General features: G+C 65.3%; 15 protein-coding genes and 1 tRNA gene. 8 read left to right on the forward strand and 8 right to left on the reverse strand.

All coding sequences use genetic code 11. From position 1 onward, the window contains the following. Positions 1 to 182: 182 nt before the first annotated feature. Positions 183 to 1,598 carry a DEAD/DEAH box helicase gene (locus tag CFE35_RS08700; protein ID WP_292930076.1) on the reverse strand — a complete coding sequence of 472 codons (1,416 nt, stop codon included), beginning with the start codon at positions 1,596 to 1,598 and terminating at the stop codon, positions 183 to 185. A 150-nt stretch (positions 1,599 to 1,748) separates the two neighbouring features. Further along, positions 1,749 to 2,381 carry a hypothetical protein gene (locus tag CFE35_RS08705; protein WP_292930078.1) on the reverse strand — a complete coding sequence of 211 codons (633 nt, stop codon included), beginning with the start codon at positions 2,379 to 2,381 and terminating at the stop codon, positions 1,749 to 1,751. A gap of 186 nt (positions 2,382 to 2,567) precedes the next feature. Here CFE35_RS08705 and CFE35_RS08710 point away from each other — a divergent pair, with 186 nt between their 5' ends. Next, positions 2,568 to 3,998, forward strand: a complete 1,431-nt coding sequence (locus CFE35_RS08710) for an FAD-binding oxidoreductase (protein WP_292930080.1) — start codon at positions 2,568 to 2,570, stop codon at positions 3,996 to 3,998. A gap of 151 nt (positions 3,999 to 4,149) precedes the next feature. Beyond that, complete coding sequence (locus CFE35_RS08715) at positions 4,150 to 4,920, forward strand: SapC family protein (protein ID WP_292930081.1); 771 nt, start codon at positions 4,150 to 4,152, stop codon at positions 4,918 to 4,920. Positions 4,921 to 5,159: 239 nt separating this feature from the next. On the opposite strand, the gene CFE35_RS08720 is transcribed toward CFE35_RS08715, so the two are convergent. After that, positions 5,160 to 6,134 carry an N-formylglutamate amidohydrolase gene (locus CFE35_RS08720; RefSeq protein WP_292930082.1) on the reverse strand — a complete coding sequence of 325 codons (975 nt, stop codon included), beginning with the start codon at positions 6,132 to 6,134 and terminating at the stop codon, positions 5,160 to 5,162. 183 nt (positions 6,135 to 6,317) lie between these two features. Here CFE35_RS08720 and cpdR point away from each other — a divergent pair, with 183 nt between their 5' ends. Together cpdR and CFE35_RS08730 are read left to right on the forward strand one after the other, a co-directional pair. Next, positions 6,318 to 6,698, forward strand: a complete 381-nt coding sequence (cpdR, locus tag CFE35_RS08725; RefSeq protein WP_292930083.1) for a cell cycle two-component system response regulator CpdR — start codon at positions 6,318 to 6,320, stop codon at positions 6,696 to 6,698. A 92-nt stretch (positions 6,699 to 6,790) separates the two neighbouring features. After that, a tRNA-Val gene (locus CFE35_RS08730) sits at positions 6,791 to 6,865 on the forward strand. 33 nt (positions 6,866 to 6,898) lie between these two features. Here the strand turns inward: CFE35_RS08730 and CFE35_RS08735 are convergent. Beyond that, on the reverse strand, positions 6,899 to 7,258 hold the full coding sequence (locus tag CFE35_RS08735) for a hypothetical protein (RefSeq protein ID WP_292930084.1): 360 nt from the start codon (positions 7,256 to 7,258) through the stop codon (positions 6,899 to 6,901). A gap of 256 nt (positions 7,259 to 7,514) precedes the next feature. Here CFE35_RS08735 and CFE35_RS08740 point away from each other — a divergent pair, with 256 nt between their 5' ends. After that, positions 7,515 to 8,069: a hypothetical protein gene (locus CFE35_RS08740; RefSeq protein ID WP_292930085.1), complete on the forward strand. Its 555-nt coding sequence runs from the start codon at positions 7,515 to 7,517 to the stop codon at positions 8,067 to 8,069. 391 nt (positions 8,070 to 8,460) lie between these two features. Here CFE35_RS08740 and CFE35_RS08745 read toward each other — a convergent pair whose 3' ends face one another. Together CFE35_RS08745 and CFE35_RS08750 are read right to left on the reverse strand one after the other, a co-directional pair. Next, positions 8,461 to 9,459 carry a hypothetical protein gene (locus CFE35_RS08745; RefSeq protein ID WP_292930086.1) on the reverse strand — a complete coding sequence of 333 codons (999 nt, stop codon included), beginning with the start codon at positions 9,457 to 9,459 and terminating at the stop codon, positions 8,461 to 8,463. Between the two features lie 77 nt (positions 9,460 to 9,536). Then, positions 9,537 to 10,304 (reverse strand): crotonase/enoyl-CoA hydratase family protein, encoded by a 768-nt coding sequence (locus CFE35_RS08750; RefSeq protein WP_292930087.1) that lies wholly within the window; start codon positions 10,302 to 10,304, stop codon positions 9,537 to 9,539. 192 nt (positions 10,305 to 10,496) lie between these two features. On the opposite strand from CFE35_RS08750, the gene CFE35_RS08755 reads away from it, so the two are divergent. Together CFE35_RS08755 and CFE35_RS08760 are read left to right on the forward strand one after the other, a co-directional pair. Further along, a complete protein-coding gene (locus tag CFE35_RS08755; RefSeq protein WP_292930088.1) occupies positions 10,497 to 11,720 on the forward strand; it encodes an NADP-dependent isocitrate dehydrogenase in 1,224 nt (407 codons plus the stop codon). Between the two features lie 127 nt (positions 11,721 to 11,847). Then, positions 11,848 to 13,383 (forward strand): DUF1963 domain-containing protein, encoded by a 1,536-nt coding sequence (locus CFE35_RS08760; RefSeq protein ID WP_292930089.1) that lies wholly within the window; start codon positions 11,848 to 11,850, stop codon positions 13,381 to 13,383. Positions 13,384 to 13,817: 434 nt separating this feature from the next. Here the strand turns inward: CFE35_RS08760 and CFE35_RS08765 are convergent, their stop codons facing one another. Together CFE35_RS08765 and CFE35_RS08770 are read right to left on the reverse strand one after the other, a co-directional pair. After that, a complete protein-coding gene (locus CFE35_RS08765) occupies positions 13,818 to 14,600 on the reverse strand; it encodes a tyrosine-protein phosphatase (RefSeq protein WP_292930090.1) in 783 nt (260 codons plus the stop codon). A gap of 41 nt (positions 14,601 to 14,641) precedes the next feature. Beyond that, positions 14,642 to 15,841 (reverse strand): M20 family metallopeptidase, encoded by a 1,200-nt coding sequence (locus CFE35_RS08770; protein WP_292930091.1) that lies wholly within the window; start codon positions 15,839 to 15,841, stop codon positions 14,642 to 14,644. Positions 15,842 to 15,966: 125 nt separating this feature from the next. On the opposite strand from CFE35_RS08770, the gene CFE35_RS08775 reads away from it, so the two are divergent. Continuing rightward, complete coding sequence (locus tag CFE35_RS08775; protein ID WP_292930092.1) at positions 15,967 to 17,217, forward strand: acetyl-CoA C-acetyltransferase; 1,251 nt, start codon at positions 15,967 to 15,969, stop codon at positions 17,215 to 17,217. The last annotated feature ends 97 nt before the right edge of the window (positions 17,218 to 17,314 follow it).

Here is a 17,314-nt window from a genome sequence, read left to right on the forward strand (position 1 = left end):
ACCCCGTGCTTGACACGGGGTTAGGCTGTTCTTCCGGCACGGCGCTGAAAGAAGAAAAGCCAAGGCCCGGATCAAGTCCGGGCCGACGCTTCCTTTGGTTGTCATGCTGCTCTGGCCGGAACCCACACGGGGCCTCGGCGGTTACGCTGGGCGCAACCTCGCAGAAGGCAAGAGGGCGTTCCTCAGAGCGCCGAAACGCTGAGGAACCCCGGCACCGGCCCGTTCCACTCGCCCGGCTTCGACGGCAATTCCGTCAGCACGTCCTTGGGCGGACGCGGCTCGTCGCGCCGCGCGCGGGGGGCGCGCGCAGGAGCGGGGGCCGCTTCCTCCGCCAATTCGGTCGAAACCTCGATTTCATCCACCGGAGCCGCAGCCTTGGGCGCACGCTCGCGGCGCGGTGCCTTCTCGCCGCGCGGCGCGCGTTCAGCCCGCGGTGCCCGCTCGCGCTTCTCCGCCACCGGCGCCTCAGCCGCCGCATCCGCGCCATCGAACGTGAACACCGGGATCTTCATCCCCGTCAGCTTCTCGACATTGGCAATCGCTTCGGCATCGTCGTCGGTCACGAACGTGAACGCCCGGCCCGTCGCGCCCGCGCGGCCGGTGCGGCCGATGCGGTGGACGTAGTCGTCCGGATGCCACGGCGTGTCATAGTTGAACACGTGGCTCACGCCCTTCACGTCAAGCCCGCGCGCGGCGACGTCGGACGCCACGAGGATCGAGATCACGCCGTCCTTGAACTTCTGCAGCTCGGCATTGCGCGCGTTCTGGTCCATGTCGCCATGGATCTCGCCCGCCGAAAAACCGCTCTGCTGCAGGCTCTTGGCCAGCTCGCGCACCGTTGTCTTGCGGTTGGCGAAGATGATCGCGGTGCCGACATTGTCAGTGCGCAGCAGGTGCCGCAGCGCCTCGCGCTTGCCGCGCGTCGAAACCTGGATCTTGTGCTGGGCAATATTGGTGTTGTTCGAAGCGGGCCGCGCCACCTCGATGCTTTTCGGATTGCTGAGGAACTTGTCCGCCAGCTTCTTGATCACCGGCGGCATCGTCGCCGAAAACAGCAGCGTCTGGCGGTTCGGGGGAAGCTTGGAACAGATCGTCTCGATATCCGGGATGAACCCCATGTCGAGCATGCGGTCCGCCTCGTCGATCACCAGCAGGCTGCAGCCGTTGAGCATGATCTTGCCGCGCTCGAACAAGTCCATCAGGCGGCCCGGCGTCGCGATCAGCACGTCCACGCCGTCCTGCAGCGCCTTCACCTGATCGCCCATCTGCACGCCGCCGATCAGCAACGCCATCTTGAGATCATGGTTCTTGCCGTACTTCTCGAAGTTCTCCGCCACCTGCGCCGCCAGTTCGCGCGTCGGCTCAAGGATCAAGGAGCGCGGCATCAGCGCGCGGCGGCGGCCATGCGCCAGAATGTCGATCATCGGCAGCACGAAGCTGGCCGTCTTGCCCGTCCCCGTCTGCGCGATGCCGATGATGTCGCGCATCATCAGCACGGAGGGGATGGCCTGCGCCTGAATCGCAGTGGGCGTATCGTAGCCGGCGTCGAGAACCGACTGGAGCAATTCGTCAGACAGGCCGAGATCGGCAAATTTCATGAGGTTTGGTGATCCGATCAGCAGGTGCGCACTGGGATGGTCCGGCGCGCCGAAAGCCCGGCCTTGGAGGCCCGCCTTCGTGAGCCCGCGCCTAGTCCCAAACGAGCGCGAAAGTCAAGGAAAGTGGTTACGGACCCGCGCCGTTTCGGCTCAGTTGCCTTCCACCGGAACATATTCGCGCACGTCCTTCAGCTTGCAGGTCGTCCCCGCACGCGAATGGATCGCATCGCGGCCCACGCAAAGCTGCCCGTCCGGCGTCTTCGACATGTAGAAGCCAAGGTAGAAATCGCGCGCGCTGCAAGCCTTTTCCAGCCCTGCTGCCAGCATCCGCCGGTCGCGCATATAGAACATCAGCCGCCCGTCCGTCACCGGCTGCACGGCGGCGATGCCCGCTGCCGGCATGCATTTGCCCGCCTTGCGTTCGCGCACCCGCACCGATGTGCTGCGGGGCTGCGGCACCATGGGCTGCACGATGGGCTGCATCGGCTGCATCGGCATCACTTGCGGGGCCAGCGCATCGCGCCCCGGATCGCGCGGCGTCACGCGGATGATCACGCGCTGCTCGATCCGCACCTGATCCCACACATCGGGGCTGAACGGATTGATGCCCGCGGCCGTGCCTTGCGGGCTCACCAGCAGCGGCGCGCCGGAAGGAATCGCCGCCGCCGCCCACACCTCATCGCCGCCCGCCGCATCTTCCAGCGGCGCGAACGCGATGGAATCCGCAGGAAATCCCGGCAGGACAAGGGCGATGCTCGCAAAAAGATCGAGGAACGTCGTCATGGCGGCAGCTAATGCAGTTTGGTCCCTCGTTCCAGATCCCTGAAGCGTTCGTGTTGCCAGCCCCGCAAGCGGCCCGGCCAAGAATCGCTTTTCCCTGTTAACATTGGTGCTTGAACCCCCGCTTAACCCGCCTTCATGAAAAAATGAATTGCCCACAGCGCCCTGCCGGGATTAGCCCGATGCTTGATGCCTAGCCCTGATCATTCCGACTTCATCGCCGCCGCCACTGCGCTGCTCTCTCCGCGTGGGTTCACCGCCGATGCCGATCTGATGGCCCCGTGGCTGACGGACTGGCGCGGGCGCTTCACCGGCCGCGCGCTGGGCATGGCCTCGCCCGCTTCCACCGCCGAGGTTTCCGCACTGATGAAGCTGTGCGCGCAGCACCGCGTGCCCGTGGTGCCGCAGGGCGGCAACAGCGGCATGTCCGGCGGAGCCACGCCCGATACCGGCGGCGAGGCCCTGCTGCTCAGCCTGCGCCGCATGAACGCGATTCTCAGCCTCGATGCCGAAAACCGCATGGTCACCGCCGAAGCCGGCCTCGTCCTGCAAACCCTCCACGAAGCCGCCGCCAAGGCGGACTTGCGCTTCCCCCTCACGCTCGGCGGCAAGGGCTCGGCCACCATTGGCGGCCTCATCTCCACCAATGCCGGGGGCACGCAAGTCCTGCGCCACGGCACGATGCGCGCCTCGGTGCTCGGGCTCGAAGCGGTCATGGCCGATGGCGCCGTGCTGGATACGCTCACCCCGCTCAAGAAGGACAACCGCGGCTTCGATCTCAAGCAAGTGCTGATCGGCTCGGAAGGCACGATGGGCATCGTCACCGCCGCCACCTTGCGGCTGGAGCCGGCCATCGCGGGCCGCGCCGTGCTCTGGGCTGGCCTTGCCTCCCTGCCCGATGCCCGCGCGCTGCTGCTCCACGCCGAAGCGCATTCCGGTGCCGCGCTCGAAGGGTTCGAAGTCCTGCCCCAGCACTCGCTCGAAGCGGTCTGCGCCTATCTCCCTTCCGCCCGCCCCCCGCTGGCTGAGCCGCACGCCTGGCACGCCCTCATCGAACTCGTCGCCACCAGCGAGGCCGAAGCCGCCACCCTGCCCGAACGCGCCGAAGCCCTGCTCGCCTCCGCCTTCGAAGCGGGCCTCATCGCCGATGCCACCATCGCCGCGAGCGAAGCCTCGGCCGAAGCCTTCTGGACCCTGCGGGACAGCATCGCCCCTGCCGAACGCGCGCTCGGCCCCGCCGTGCAGCACGATATCAGCGTGCCCACGCAGCGCATGCCCGCCTTCGTCGAATCCACCATTCCGCTGATCGAGGCCGCGTGGCCCGGCACCCGCGCGGTCGGCTTCGGCCACCTTGGCGATGGCAACATCCACTTTCACGTGATCGCGCCTGAAGGCGTGCACCCGGCCACCTGGCAGTCCACCGATGCCAAGGCGATCAGCGCGCAAGTCCATGATCTCGTGACACAGTGGGGCGGCTCGATTTCCGCCGAACACGGCATCGGCCAACTCAAGCGCGACGAACTCGCCCGCCTCGGCGATCCGGTCGCGCTCGCGCTGCTGCGCCAGATCAAGGCCGCGCTCGATCCGCACGGCCTGCTGAACCCGGGGAAGTTGATCTAGGCACGGCGAGTGGCCGGGAACGTCGCGGACTATGACAACCGTGTTGCAGGTGCTCTTGCGCAGCACTCGCACAATCCCTAAACGGCCCGCTCCCGCCGCAATACCGCGCGTCATGGCGCGTCTGGGCGATCAGTCTGACGGAGAAGAGTCCATGGCCAGCGCGCCGCAATCCCTGCCCCTGTTCTACAACGATCTCGTGCCGCTCAACTTGCGCGATCACGCGAACTGGAAGGCCCGCGCGGCCGACAAGGCGACCTGGATGGTCGGCCAGCACGCCGTGCCGCTGACGGTCGAGGAATTTCCGCAGGCCGCGCGCCATTTCCCGATCATCTTCGCTTCGGGCGAAAACCCGGTGCCGCTGGCGCTGATGGGTCTGAACGAAGGCATCAACGTGTTCGTCGATGCGGAAGGCAATGTCGCGCCGGGCGCTTATGTCCCCGCTTATGCGCGCCGCTACCCCTTCCTCCTCGCCAAGCTGACGCCGGAGACCACCGACCTGTCGCTGTGCTTCGATCCCAGCTCGGGCCTGCTCGGCGATTTCGCCGAGGGCGAGGCAATGTTCGCTGGTGAAGAACCCTCCGAAGCCACCCGCAACGTGCTCCAGTTCTGCGAGCAGTTCGAGCAGGCGGGCCAGCGCACGCAGGCTTTCGTGGAAGAACTGACCAAGCACGATCTGCTGATGGACGGCGAAGCCGCGATCCAGCAGGCCGGTGTCGAACAGCCGTTCGTCTATCGCGGCTTCCAGATGGTCAATCAGGAAAAGCTGCGCGACATGCGCGGCGATGTCCTGCGCGGCTGGGCACAGAGCGGCCTGCTGCCGCTGCTCTATGCGCACGTGTTCTCGCTCGATCTGATGAGCACGATCTTCGGCAAGCAAGTGGAACAGGGCGTCGGCCCCACCCCGCAGCTGCCGACGTTCTGAAGCACCAGTAATACTGATTGGATAAGGGGATAGCGGGGTAGCACCATATCGGAGGGCAAAAGCCCTTGCGCTGGCGCGGCCTCCCCCTTATCTTCCGTAAGTCGCTCCGGTGCTCCCCTCATGGCCCGGCGCGGCAGGTGCACTTCGGTGCACCTCCTCCCTGAACCTTGGCCACCAGGAGCGTGCTCCTGGTGGTTTTTTCTTGATTTGAAAAGCTTAGCGCAGAAAAGCGGGCGTAATCACTCCGCCGCAGCGCGCCACAACCCGCGTTCGCGGCCCAGATCCGCCACCGCAATCGCCATGCGCTGAACCAGCGCGGCCACCACCTCGATCGTCGCACCAAGGCCCGGCCCGGGCTCTGCCATCGCCGCATCGAGATAGACGCGCCGGTCGATTTCCAGCTGCAGGCAATTGATTCCGGCGGTGCGCCGCGCGTGGCGCTCCAGCACATAGCCCCCGGCATAGGGCCGATTGTGCGCCGCCAGCCGCTGTGCCTGCCCCAACGCGGCAAAGGCTTCGGCCACCAGCGCGCCGTCGCACGCCGCGCCAAACCGGTCGCCCACCACGAACTGCGCCGAAGGTTCGCCCGCACGCGCGGGCAGCGGCGGCATCGAATGGAGATCGATCAGCAGCACCGCCCCCCAGCGCGCCCGCACGCCTTCCAGCAGCGCAGCGAGCGCCGAATGATAAGGCTCATGCACGCCGGCGATCCGTGCGGCGAGTTCGTGGTGCGCGATCGGCCGCTTCCACAGTTCGCCCAGCCCCGGCAGCCGTCGCGGCACGAGGCCCAGCCCGCTGCGCGCGCGCCGCCCGGATGATGGCGGCAGCACAGGCCCGGCATCGGGCGCGCCGCCGCCGATCATGTCCCAGTCGACATCGTCGCTCGCCCGGTTGAGATCGATCATCGCGCGCGGCGCATGGGCCACCAGCAGCGCCGCCCCGGTCCGCTCAGCCACCGCGCGGCCGACCAGATCGACCAGCCGGTCCTCCAGCCGTGGCGCGCTGAACGCGGGTTGGCGCATGTGCGAAACCAGCGCCTGCGGATAGCTGCGCCCCGCATGGGGCACCGCGATCACCACCGGCACCGGCGAGGGATCGTGGCCCCACACGGTGAACGCGGGCGTCCCTTCCAGCCCGGGGACAAACCCACCGCTGACGGGGACTGCACTGCCGTGCGCAGGCGATTCGCTCTGCGACGCGAAGGTTCGGTTCATGCGCAAAGGCTGCCGGGGTTTGGCGCGCATGTCAAAGTGCTCCATAAGACGCGGAAAGATAGGCGCCGATCTGGACGGAATCTTAACCTGCGCGGGTGTAGGCCCGCCGGGAGACAGGATGCCGAAAACGACGGCTGACGGGCGCAAAGACCAGGCAGACTGGCAAGACGAGCGAAGGTGACCATGATTCGAATCCTCCTGGCCGAAGACGAAGAAGCGATGCGCACCTACCTTGCTCGCGCGCTCGAAAACGCCGGTTATGAAGTCGTGTCCGTCGATCGCGGCACCGAAGCCGTGCCCCTGCTCGAAACACAGCACTTCGATCTGCTGCTGTCAGACATTGTCATGCCGGAAATGGACGGAATCGAGCTGGCGCAGCGCTGCGCGGAGATCAGCCCGACCACCAAGGTCATGTTCATCACCGGCTTCGCCGCAGTCACCCTCAAGGCCAACCGCGAAGCGCCGAGCGCGCGCGTGCTGTCGAAGCCCTTCCACTTGCGCGATCTCGTGCTCGAAGTGGAACGCGTGTTCGCCGATTCTCCGATGACTGGCAACTTGCGCTGAAGGTACGCCAAAACCCCCTTGCCAGCCCCGCCGCCCCCGGCTAATGGGCTGCCTCTCCGGACCGCTGACAGCTTCCGGAAAATCGATGGTGCGGGCGTATAGCTCAGTGGTAGAGCACTATGTTGACATCGTAGGGGTCGCAAGTTCAATCCTTGCTACGCCCACCATCGCTTAGAAAACCCCGCTTCGGCGGGGTTTTTTCATGCCGTCGCCGCAGCAGCCGCTTCAAGCGCTTTCCGGACTTGCTGCCGATAGGTCTTGGCCAGAGCGGTCGGCTCGACAAACTTTACCCGCCGGTCCGTCTGATCAACGCGAAGTTCGATCAACCCCTTGTCCCGCAAACCAATCAACCGGCGATAAGCCGTGGTTCCGGACGCGCCGGCCATGCCGTTCATGACCGCGCTTACGGGAATATCCTCGCCCGCGTGCCAAAGGATGATCAGGTTGCGAAGCAGGCATTCTTCGTCAGCGGACATTGCGTCGAAGGGCGAGAGGCCGCGAATGGCTTCGAGGAGGTTCAGGAGTTTGATGTCTGCGGGGAGTGTTCGCGGCATGCTCAAGCTCCGAAGGTCGTAAATCTGAACACCTGAGTCGCGTAGCGCGCCAGTCCGTTACGTAATGCAGCCATTCTCACTAGCTGAAAGGGCTTATTTTCAGAAATGAAATTATTTTGCATGGTGCACGGGGTCTGGTTACACGCTGACCCCGGACTGTCAATTATGCGCCATGCCTCCTGAAGCATGGCTGGGACGATCGGAAAATCTGACTTTCCCGTCCGCAGCCAGGCCTTTTGGCAAGAGAGGGTAAAGCCATATAATGCCGCTGAAATATGCTCAGATCCTGAAGAATTTGGGCATCGTTCTCCTCATATCGGTCGGCTGGCTTCTGATCACCGACTTCAACGATCAGATATTTGGCCGCTTTGCGCATTCGATCAGGGCGCATTGGATTTTCCTCCCGGCAGGTTTCCGGCCGATCATTATCCTGTTGTTTGATCAAGTGGGCGCGGTTGGGCTGGTCCTGGGCGGATATCTGACCGTGATGGACACCACCGGCGGTGATCAGGCCCACGCGGTGACGCTCTCGCTCATTCTTGGCATCACGCCTTGGCTTGCCGTCAGACTGGGCAAGCGCATGATGGCAATTCCGAACAATCTGGCCGGCCTGAAGCCAAGGCAAATCGTGACGATCTGCACCTTGTGTTCGGTTTTCAACGCCCTCACGTTGAATGGCTACCTCTGGTACGCCGGCAAGCTCAGCGGCGATTTTATCCAGATCGGGACTGTCTTTGTCGGCGACCTTGTCGGCTCAGCCATCGTCATGTTTGCGCTGTCGACGATCCTTGTGTTCGTCCTTCCCCGGCGGCCTTAGTGCGCGGTTCCGCAGAGGTTTTTTACGGCGTAATCGGCGCGTGAACAAAAAAACACCCGGCCCCGTTCAAGGGCCAGGTGTAAGTGTCTAGCAGCCAAAGCGCGGAGGATTTAGCTACCTAGGGTCGCCGACGAGCACTGCCAACGCTGCGAGGCGCTGTCAATATGTTTTCAAAAATGAAAATATATTGACAGCGCCTCGCGGGAAGGACTTGGTGCCCCGTGAGGAGATGGCCACGCCGGTCTGGCACCCAAAGCGCTTTCATTCTTGCAAATAATTTGTTCTGACCATTGCTCAACCGCGCTCGTGCGCATGAAGACGGCTCGGCGCCAATCCCGGCTGTAGGAAAGCTGGGCCTCACGTCACGCCCAGCATCACTTCAAAAACCCCGCTACGGCGAGGCTTTCTGCTGCCCTCGCTCCATTCCCGCGAGCAGTTCGTCCAGCGTTGGCCACAGCGTTCCTGCGCGCCCCATCGGCACTGCGTCGCGCGTGTAGTACCACCAGAAATAGCCGCCCACCCAGCGCGGACCCACTTTCGCCCGCAGCACCGGGTCCATCCGGTAATAGCGCCGGGCGATGCGCTGCTTCTCGGCCAGCCCCGGCTCCTTCGCCAGCCCATCCGCCACGCCTTGCGCGCCAATCTCGCCCATCCCAAGCTTCGCCTTGGGGAAAATCACCGCCAGTTCGCGGAATGCCGCCGCCAGATCGCGCGCGGCCGGTTGCTGCACCGGATCGCAGGCCGTCTCATACAGGCTGAGGAACACGTAATCGACGCCGACGCGCACCCGCTTGGGCATTGCCCGCGCATAGGCCAGCGTCGCTTCCCAGGGCTTGGCATAGCACTGCGGCCCCGCCCAGTAGTTCAGCGTCAGCGCCGTGGGCTTCCCCAATTCGCCGTGGATCACGTCGAACGCAGCCGCCACTTTGGCATCGATCTCGGCCTGGCTCTTGCCCAGCCACTCGCCGTTCACTTCGTTGCCGATTTCCCACAGGTCGACGCTATCCTTGAACGCCGCGCCAAACGTGCGCGCGCGCCGCGTCACGGCGGCCACGGAATATCCCGCCATCGCCTCGGAATCGATGAGTTCAGCCATCACATAAGCGGCGCCGCGCAAGTGGCTGATTGCGGCGGAATAGTCTCCCGGCGCCGTCCCGGGATCGAGCACCAACCGAACCGTCGGCACACTGGTATGCGCGCGCACCGCCGCGGTCAGCACCGCCAGCCGCGCGGTGGAATCGATGGTGATCCCGCGCATGGTGCCAGGTAGCGCGCGCCCCGCCGTCTTGGGCAGAGCCGCGTGGCCCCAGATCAGAGCCGCAGGGAGCGCAGCCGCACACAGCGAGAAGATCGCCGCCGCGCACCCGATCCGCCATATCAACCTGCCCATCCCGGCAGGCTACTCCCACATCAAGCCCGCCGCCAGACCGGCATCTGCACCGATCTGGCGGCAGTTTCAGCCTGAAGTTACTTGCCCTGCCAGTTCGGCTTGCGCTTCTCGGCAAACGCCAGCGCGCCCTCGCGCGCGTCGGACGAGGTGAACACCGGGGCGATATAGGCCTCCTGCTTGTCCCACATGTTTTCCTCGGTCCACTCATGCGAATCGCGCACGATGGCCTTGGAGGCGATCAGCGCCAGCGGGCCATTGGCCGCCACGCGCGCGGCCAGCGCCTTGGCCGCATCGAGCGAAGGCCCTTCGGTCAGTTCATTGATGAAGCCCAGCGCATAGGCGCGCTCAGCGTCGATGAAATCGCCGGTCAGCGCCAGTTCCATCGCGATGCGCGGCGGGATCTGGCGCGGCAGCTTGATCAGGCCGCCAGCCGCTGCCGCAAGGCCGCGCTTGGCTTCGGGAATGCCGAACTTCGAACCCTTGCTCGCCACGATGAGATCGCACGAAAGCGCCAGTTCCATGCCGCCCGCCAGCGCATAGCCATCGACCGCCGCGATGATCGGCTTCTTCGGCGTCCACTGCGAAAGCCCGCCGAAACCGCGACCCGGCACGCTCGGCCGCTCGCCGCGCAGAAAGCCCTTGAGGTCCATGCCGGAGCAGAACGTGCCGCCAGCGCCCGTCAGGATCGCACAGCGCAGATCGGTCTCGGCGTCGAGCCGGTCCATCGCGGCGGCAATGCCTTCGGCGGCGGCCTTGGTCATCGCATTCTTGGCATCGGGCCGGTTGATCGTGACGATCAGGACATTGCCATCGACTTCGGTCAGGACTTCAGGTGCATCGCTCACGGCATCTCTCCTCGCATGTGCGCTTAATCGCTTGGTTAAATGTCTAGAGCCCGCGCCTAGCCCCTGTCCAGACTGAAACCGCGCAAAATGCCGCTGCACCTGCCCTTTGGTGAAAGTCACCCGCTTGCGCACACGGAAGCGCCTGCTAAGGAACGGCAAATTTTGAACCCTCCCCGAGAAGGCACGCGAACCATGGCAAAGATCAAGGTGAAGAATCCTGTCGTCGAGCTCGACGGCGATGAAATGACGCGGATCATCTGGCAGTGGATCCGCGAACGCCTGATCCTTCCCTACCTCGATATCGATCTCAAGTACTACGACCTCTCGGTCGAGAAGCGCGACGAGACGGGTGACCAGATCACCATCGATTCGGCCAATGCGATCAAGCAGTACGGCGTCGGCGTGAAGTGCGCCACGATCACGCCGGACGAGCAGCGCGTCGAGGAATTCGGCCTCAAGAAGATGTGGAAGTCGCCCAACGGCACGATCCGCAACATCCTGGGCGGCGTCGTGTTCCGCGAACCCATCGTGATCCAGAACGTGCCGCGCCTCGTGCCCGGCTGGACCGATCCCATCGTCGTGGGCCGCCACGCGTTCGGCGATCAGTACAAGGCGACCGACACCCTGATCCCCGGCCCCGGCAAGCTGCGTCTGGTGTGGGACGGCGATGACGGCCAGAAGATCGATCTCGACGTGTTCGACTTCCCCTCGGCGGGCGTTGCCATGGCGATGTACAACCTCGACGATTCGATCCGCGATTTCGCCCGCGCTTCGCTGAACTACGGCCTCAACCTCGGCTGGCCGGTCTATCTCTCGACCAAGAACACCATCCTCAAGGCCTATGACGGCCGTTTCAAGGATCTGTTCCAGGAAGTGTTCGAAACCGAAGGCTTCAAGGAAAAGTTCGCCGCAGCCGATATCGTCTACGAACACCGCCTGATCGACGACATGGTCGCCTCGGCGCTCAAGTGGTCGGGCAAGTTCGTCTGGGCCTGCAAGAACTACGATGGCGACGTTCAGTCTGACACGGTGGCGCAGGGCTTCGGCTCGCTGGGCCTGATGACCTCGGTGCTGATGTCGCCCGACGGCAAGACCATCGAAGCGGAAGCTGCGCACGGCACCGTCACGCGTCACTACCGCCAGCACCAGCAGGGCAAGCAGACCTCGACCAACCCGATCGCCTCGATCTTCGCGTGGACGCGCGGCCTGATCTATCGCGGCAAGTTCGATGAGACGCCCGAAGTGGTGAAGTTCGCCGAAACGCTGGAGCGCGTGTGCATCGAAACCGTCGAAAGCGGCAAGATGACCAAGGATCTCGCGATCCTGATCGGCCCCAGCCAGCCCTGGCTGACGACCGAGAAGTTCTTCGAAGCCATCGTCGAAAACCTCGAAACCGCGATGGCTGCCAAAGCCTGACAAGTGCCGGGGGCGGGCCAGCCAGCCCGCCCCCGCTAGTTCGTAGGTCGGGGCGCTTCACCCCGATTTAACCAATTCTTGCGGAATTGCGCCGAATACGGCAGCGTAACACCGGAAAGGTGAACGCGTGTCGGCTTTAGTCGCGATTATCGCCATGTTCAGCGTCAGCGCGTTGGGGCTCCTCGCGCTGCTCGTCTACTGGCTGCGCCAGCGTGCGCAGCAGGCCCCGAAGCCGCGCAAGGCGAAAAAGCCGCGCCGCAGCAAGACCGCTGACAGCACCGCCGATGCCCTGCCGGAGCCTGAAGCAGACGCCGACGCAGCTCCGCTCAAACAAACCCGCAGCCGCCTGATCTCCGCCTCATCGCTTGCCGAAGCCGAAGCCGCCAACGCGCTGCCCGATCCGGACTATCCCGAAATCGAGCCCGAGCCAGCCGAACCGGAACTGCCCGCACCGATCACCGCCGCTGCCCGGCAGGCCATCGTGCTGCACCAGCATTTCCCCCCGCACCGCGCACCGCAGACGCGCAGCTGGTTTGGCGGCACACCCGTGCTCCCCGGCGCGGCGGACTGGCCCACGAATCCCGCCACCGGCAAGCCGCTGCACTTCCTCCTCCAGCTCGATCTCGCCGAAGTGCCGCCCGAAGCCGGTCTCGGCCTGCTCCCGCCAGAAGGCGCGCTTGCCGTGTTCCTCGACCTCGATTGGGGCGCGGGCGAGGTGTTCTGCGTGCTCCACGCCGCAGGCTATGCCGGAACCCCTTGGCGCGCGCTGGATGTGCCGCCTGCCCTCGCGATGGCCTATGGCGATGAAGCCGCGCTCGTCTGGCCCTGGGTGCTCACGCCCGAGCATGGGACGCAAGTCCTCCCCCGCTGGCCCTTCGCGCCCCGGCTGATCGCCCTGCCAGAAGCCGAAGCGCCCGAAGCAGAAGTGCGCGATTGGCCGCACCGCATCGAAACCGTGCGCGCCCTGCTCGATGCCCAAGGCGCCGAACCGCTCGCCCCCGCGCTCGACATTCCCGATTTCCACGGCGCCGACGGCCAAGGCTTCGAGCCGCTTTGGTACGGCTACCCGCAGGACTGGATCTCGGTCCAGATCGCCTGCGCCGCGCTGGTGCGTGAGGCAGACCGCGCCGCGCGCACCGTCCAGAATGATCCCTACCCCGGGCTGGATGAGGCCGAACGCGCTGCCCAGATTAAAACCGTGCGCGAGGAAGCGCAGGCCTGGTTCGATCACGCGCTAGCCAATCCTGCGCTCGCCCCGCTCGGCCCGCCGGTGCGCAAGGCCTTCTGGGACTGGCTTTCCACCCACCGCACGCTGGCCGAACGCGTGATGCCCGAAGCGGTCGAAGCCGCCATCGAAACCACGCTCCACGCCTCAGCCGAAGAAGCCGCCAAGCTGCCGGAAGACGTCATCGCCCGCGTGGCCTACCGCCACGCGCTGGCGATAGGCACCCCCGAAGGCGTGATCGCCCCGCCCCCGCCGCGCCTCCTCGCCCCCGCGAGCGGCACCAGCGACCTTGCGGCCACCCACCTCCTCCTGCTCGAACTGCCGGACAACCCCGCGCTCGGCCACCACTTCGGCGGCGGCGCGCTGCAATGGTGGATCACGCCGGACGATCTGGCGAACCGGCGGTTTGACGCCGTGGTGATGACGCGGGCGGGGTGAGAGGCTGGCTAGGCGGAACTCATGGGGCTGTATTTCATGTTCACCCTATTTGCGGACATGAACGTTATAGTTTACAACACGCTATGTTCGACCTCTTACTGATAGCATTCGCGCTCGCTGTTCCGGCCGGTTTTGCGGTTTTGGCCGTCAGATCTAGGTCATGGTTGACCCGCATCGCGCTTGTTGCAGTTAGCTTGTTGCCCCCAACTATCGAGTTCTATGCACTGATCTGGTATCGGCAGACTTTCGTCCAGCTGCCCCCGGGAGTGGAAGCTAAGACTCGTGCATTCACAGCCGGGATCTGCCAGTTGCAAACATTCGTCGCATTAGTAGTCGTGGTTATTATTCTCCTGATCGCGTCAATTCGATCTCTTGGGCGCAGAGGCAGCTAACCACCAAAAACGGCTACCTGATCCGCAACATTTAGCCGCCCCTCACACCACCAGCCGCTCTTCCAGCCGCGCCACCAGCGCCGCATCCGCGCCCAGCACCGCTTCGGCATAAGCCTCGAACGTCCCGTGCTCGCGCTCCATCGCGGCGAAGGCGCTTTCCAGAAACTCCGGCTGGACCGACATGATCGTGCGCAGCGCCGCATCGTCCATCTTCGGCCCAAAGCTCGCGCGCACGCTCACCGCCGCCGCCGCGATCCGCGCTTCGGAATTGCCCGCCGTGTTGGTCAGGAGGTAGTCCGCCATCACGTCATCGGGATGCACGCCCATCAGCCGGTGGACCACCGCTGCGCCCACGCCGGTGCGGTCCTTGCCCGCAAAGCAGTGCAGCAGGCTCGGCCCATGATCTTCGGCCAGCGTCTGGAGATAGAGCCGGTAGGTGCCCACCAGCACGGGGCGAAACGGCAGCCGCGCATAGAGCTTCACCATCGAGGCCCGCGCGTGCTCCGCCGTCCGCACCCCGTCGGCGGCCTCGTCGTGCACCGCTTTGCCGCGCTCGCTCGCGGTCTCGCCGGGGTGGAACACCACGTGCCCGGCAAATTCCTCGTGGCGCAGGCAGGGGTATTCCGCCCGCTCGCTATCACCGCGCAGGTCGATCACCTTGGCGATGCCCAGCGCGTGGACCGCCTCCAGATCATCCGCCGTCGCGCCGAAGTGATGGCCCGAACGCCACAGTTGCCCCGTGCGCAGCGTGCCGCCCCGCGCCTGATAGCCGCCATAATCGCGAAAGTTGTGAATGCCGCTCAGCGGCAGAACCCGGTTTTCCATGGGACGCGTCTTTGTCAGATCAGCCGCGCCATGGCCACACCTCACGCAAAGCCAGCGCTGAGAAACCGCTCCGCACAGCCCGCCAGCATGGCGCTGCCCAGCGGCATCACGCTTTCATCCAGCATCATCCGCGTCGAATGGATCGAACAGCAGCTTTTCCAGTCCGCCCCTTGCGGCGCCACGCCGAGGAAGAACATCGCCCCCGGCGTCTGCTCCAGCACATAGGCAAAGTCCTCCGCGCCCATGATCGGGTGCGCCAGCCGGTGGAAACGCCCCTCTCCTCCCAGTTCCTCGGCCACCATGGCCCCCAGATCGACCGCGCGCGCATCGCACACCGTCACCGGGAAGCCCGGCGTGATCACCGTCGTCGCGGTCAGCCCATGCGCCGCGGCAATATGCTCCGCCAGCTTCGGCAGCGCCTCATGCAGCTTCGCGCGGCTGGCTGCCGAAAGCGTGCGGATCGTGCCCAGCAGGTGCGCCGTATCGGGGATCACGTTGTAGGCCGTCCCCGCCGCGATCTTGGAAACCGTCGCCACCACCGGATCGGCCACGGAAAACTTGCGCGTCACCATCGCCTGAAGGGCGCTCACGATCTCGCAGGCCACCGGAATGGGGTCGAGCGTATCGTGCGGCATCGAGGCATGGCCGCCATCGCCCGCCACGGTGATCTCGAAGCGGTCCGCCGAAGCCAGCAGCGGCCCCGCCTTCCCCGCGATCATCCCGTGCGGGCTGTTGGGCATGATGTGCAGCGCAAAGGCCGCGTCCGCGCGCGGTTCCAGCAGTCCGTCGTCGATCATGAACCGCGCGCCGTGGTGCCCTTCCTCGCCCGGCTGGAACATGAACTGCACTTCGCCCGCCAATGTCTCCGCCCGCGCACAGAGCAGTTCCGCCGCCCCCGCCAGCATCGCGGTATGCGCATCGTGCCCGCAGGCATGCATCCGCCCGGCAAACTGCGAGGAAAATTCCAGCCCCGTCTCCTCGGGCATTTCCAGCGCGTCCATATCGCCCCGCAGCAGCACCCGTCGCCCGCTTCCCGCGCCGCCTTTCAGGGTCGCCACCAGCCCGGTCGTCGAAGACCCCTCGCGCCATGTCAGCGGCAGATGCGCCAGCGCGGCACGCACTTTTGCCGAAGTCAGCGGCGTGTGCAGCCCCAGCTCCGGCTCGGCATGGATCGCCCGCCGCAGTGCCGTGATCTGCGGCTCAAGGGTGCGGGCCTGCTCCAGCAGATCGGCATGCAGCATGGGGGGCTCCTGTCGGTTAAAGTGCGCATACCATAAGCCGCCCGCCGCACTGCTGTCGAGGTTCCCCCTTGCACAGGCGCGCGCAGGTGTTTAATCGCTCGATTAACGCATTTGGGAGAGAGTCCATGGCCGAAGCCTATATCATCGATGCCGTCCGCACCCCGCGCGGGGTTGGCAAGCCCGGCAAGGGCGCGCTGTCGCACCTGCACCCGCAGCACCTCGCCGCCACGGTCATGAAGGCCATCGCAGAGCGCAACAACCTCGATACCGGCACGGTGGACGACATCATCTGGTCGACCTCGTCGCAGGTCGGCAAGCAGGGCGGCGATCTCGGCCGCATGGCCGCGCTCGCAGCAGGCTTCAACATCACCGCCAGCGGCACCACGCTCGACCGGTTCTGCGGGGGCGGCATCACTTCGGTGAACCTTGCGGCGGCCACGGTCATGTCCGGCATGGAAGATTGCGTGATCGCCGGCGGCACCGAAATGATGAGCTTCACCGCCGCCAACGCTGCGGCCGAAGCCAACGCCGGCTTCCCGCCGCGCCTGATGGGTTCGGGCAACAAGGCGCTCGATGAACTGCACCCGCAATCGCACCAGGGCATCTGCGGCGATGCCATCGCCACCATCGAGGGCATCTCGCGTGAGGCGCTCGACGCCCTCGCCCTCGTCAGCCAGCAACGCGCCGACGTGGCGATCAAGGAAGGCCGCTTCAACAAGTCGGTCGTGCCCGTGCTCAATGAAGACGGCACCGTTGCGCTCGATCACGAAGAGTTCCCCCGCCCCGAAACCACCGCTGAAGGCCTCGCCAGCCTCAAGCCCGCGTTCACCGGGATGCTCGATTTCGATCTCGGCGGCGGGATGACCTTCCGGGGGCAGATCAACCGCCGCTACCCGGATGTGGACATCAAGCCCGTCCACCACGCGGGCAATTCCTCGGGCGTGGTCGATGGTGCCGCCGCGCTCCTCATCACTTCGCCCGCCTATGCCGAAAAGCATGGCCTGAAGCCGCGCGCGCGCATCGTCGCTTATGCCAATCAGGGCGATGATCCCACGCTGATGCTCAATGCGCCGGTCCCGGCCGCCAAGAAGGTCCTCGCCAAGGCGGGCCTGACCAAGGAAGACATCGACGTCTGGGAAATCAACGAAGCCTTCGCCGTCGTCGCTGAAAAGTTCATCCGCGATCTGGATCTCGACCGCGCCAAGGTGAACATCAACGGCGGCGCAATGGCGCTCGGCCACCCGATCGGCGCGACCGGCTCGATCCTCATCGGCACCGCGCTCGATGAACTCGAACGCTCAGGCGGCCGCTACGGCCTCGTCACGATGTGCGCCGCGGGCGGCATGGCCCCCGCGATCATCATCGAACGCATCTGATCCGATAAGGCCCCTGCGCAAGCGGGGGCCTCGTCCTCCCTAAGCCCGCTTGCCGACCCGCGCGCTCACCTGTAGAGCGCGCGGCTAATCCTGTTTG

The organism is Novosphingobium sp. PASSN1, from assembly GCF_002278815.1.

Excerpts from the sequence above, each read along its gene's own strand:
- CFE35_RS08745 (WP_292930086.1), bottom strand. The coding sequence starts at position 9,459 with ATGGGCAGGTTGATATGGCGGATCGGGTGCGCGGCGGCGATCTTCTCG.
- cpdR (WP_292930083.1), top strand. The coding sequence starts at position 6,318 with ATGATTCGAATCCTCCTGGCCGAAGACGAAGAAGCGATGCGCACCTAC.
- CFE35_RS08765 (WP_292930090.1), bottom strand. The coding sequence starts at position 14,600 with ATGGAAAACCGGGTTCTGCCGCTGAGCGGCATTCACAACTTTCGCGAT.
- CFE35_RS08710 (WP_292930080.1), top strand. The coding sequence starts at position 2,568 with ATGCCTAGCCCTGATCATTCCGACTTCATCGCCGCCGCCACTGCGCTG.
- CFE35_RS08715 (WP_292930081.1), top strand. The coding sequence starts at position 4,150 with ATGGCCAGCGCGCCGCAATCCCTGCCCCTGTTCTACAACGATCTCGTG.
- CFE35_RS08705 (WP_292930078.1), bottom strand. The coding sequence starts at position 2,381 with ATGACGACGTTCCTCGATCTTTTTGCGAGCATCGCCCTTGTCCTGCCG.
- CFE35_RS08720 (WP_292930082.1), bottom strand. The coding sequence starts at position 6,134 with ATGAACCGAACCTTCGCGTCGCAGAGCGAATCGCCTGCGCACGGCAGT.
- CFE35_RS08755 (WP_292930088.1), top strand. The coding sequence starts at position 10,497 with ATGGCAAAGATCAAGGTGAAGAATCCTGTCGTCGAGCTCGACGGCGAT.
- CFE35_RS08700 (WP_292930076.1), bottom strand. The coding sequence starts at position 1,598 with ATGAAATTTGCCGATCTCGGCCTGTCTGACGAATTGCTCCAGTCGGTT.
- CFE35_RS08740 (WP_292930085.1), top strand. The coding sequence starts at position 7,515 with ATGCCGCTGAAATATGCTCAGATCCTGAAGAATTTGGGCATCGTTCTC.
- CFE35_RS08770 (WP_292930091.1), bottom strand. The coding sequence starts at position 15,841 with ATGCTGCATGCCGATCTGCTGGAGCAGGCCCGCACCCTTGAGCCGCAG.
- CFE35_RS08775 (WP_292930092.1), top strand. The coding sequence starts at position 15,967 with ATGGCCGAAGCCTATATCATCGATGCCGTCCGCACCCCGCGCGGGGTT.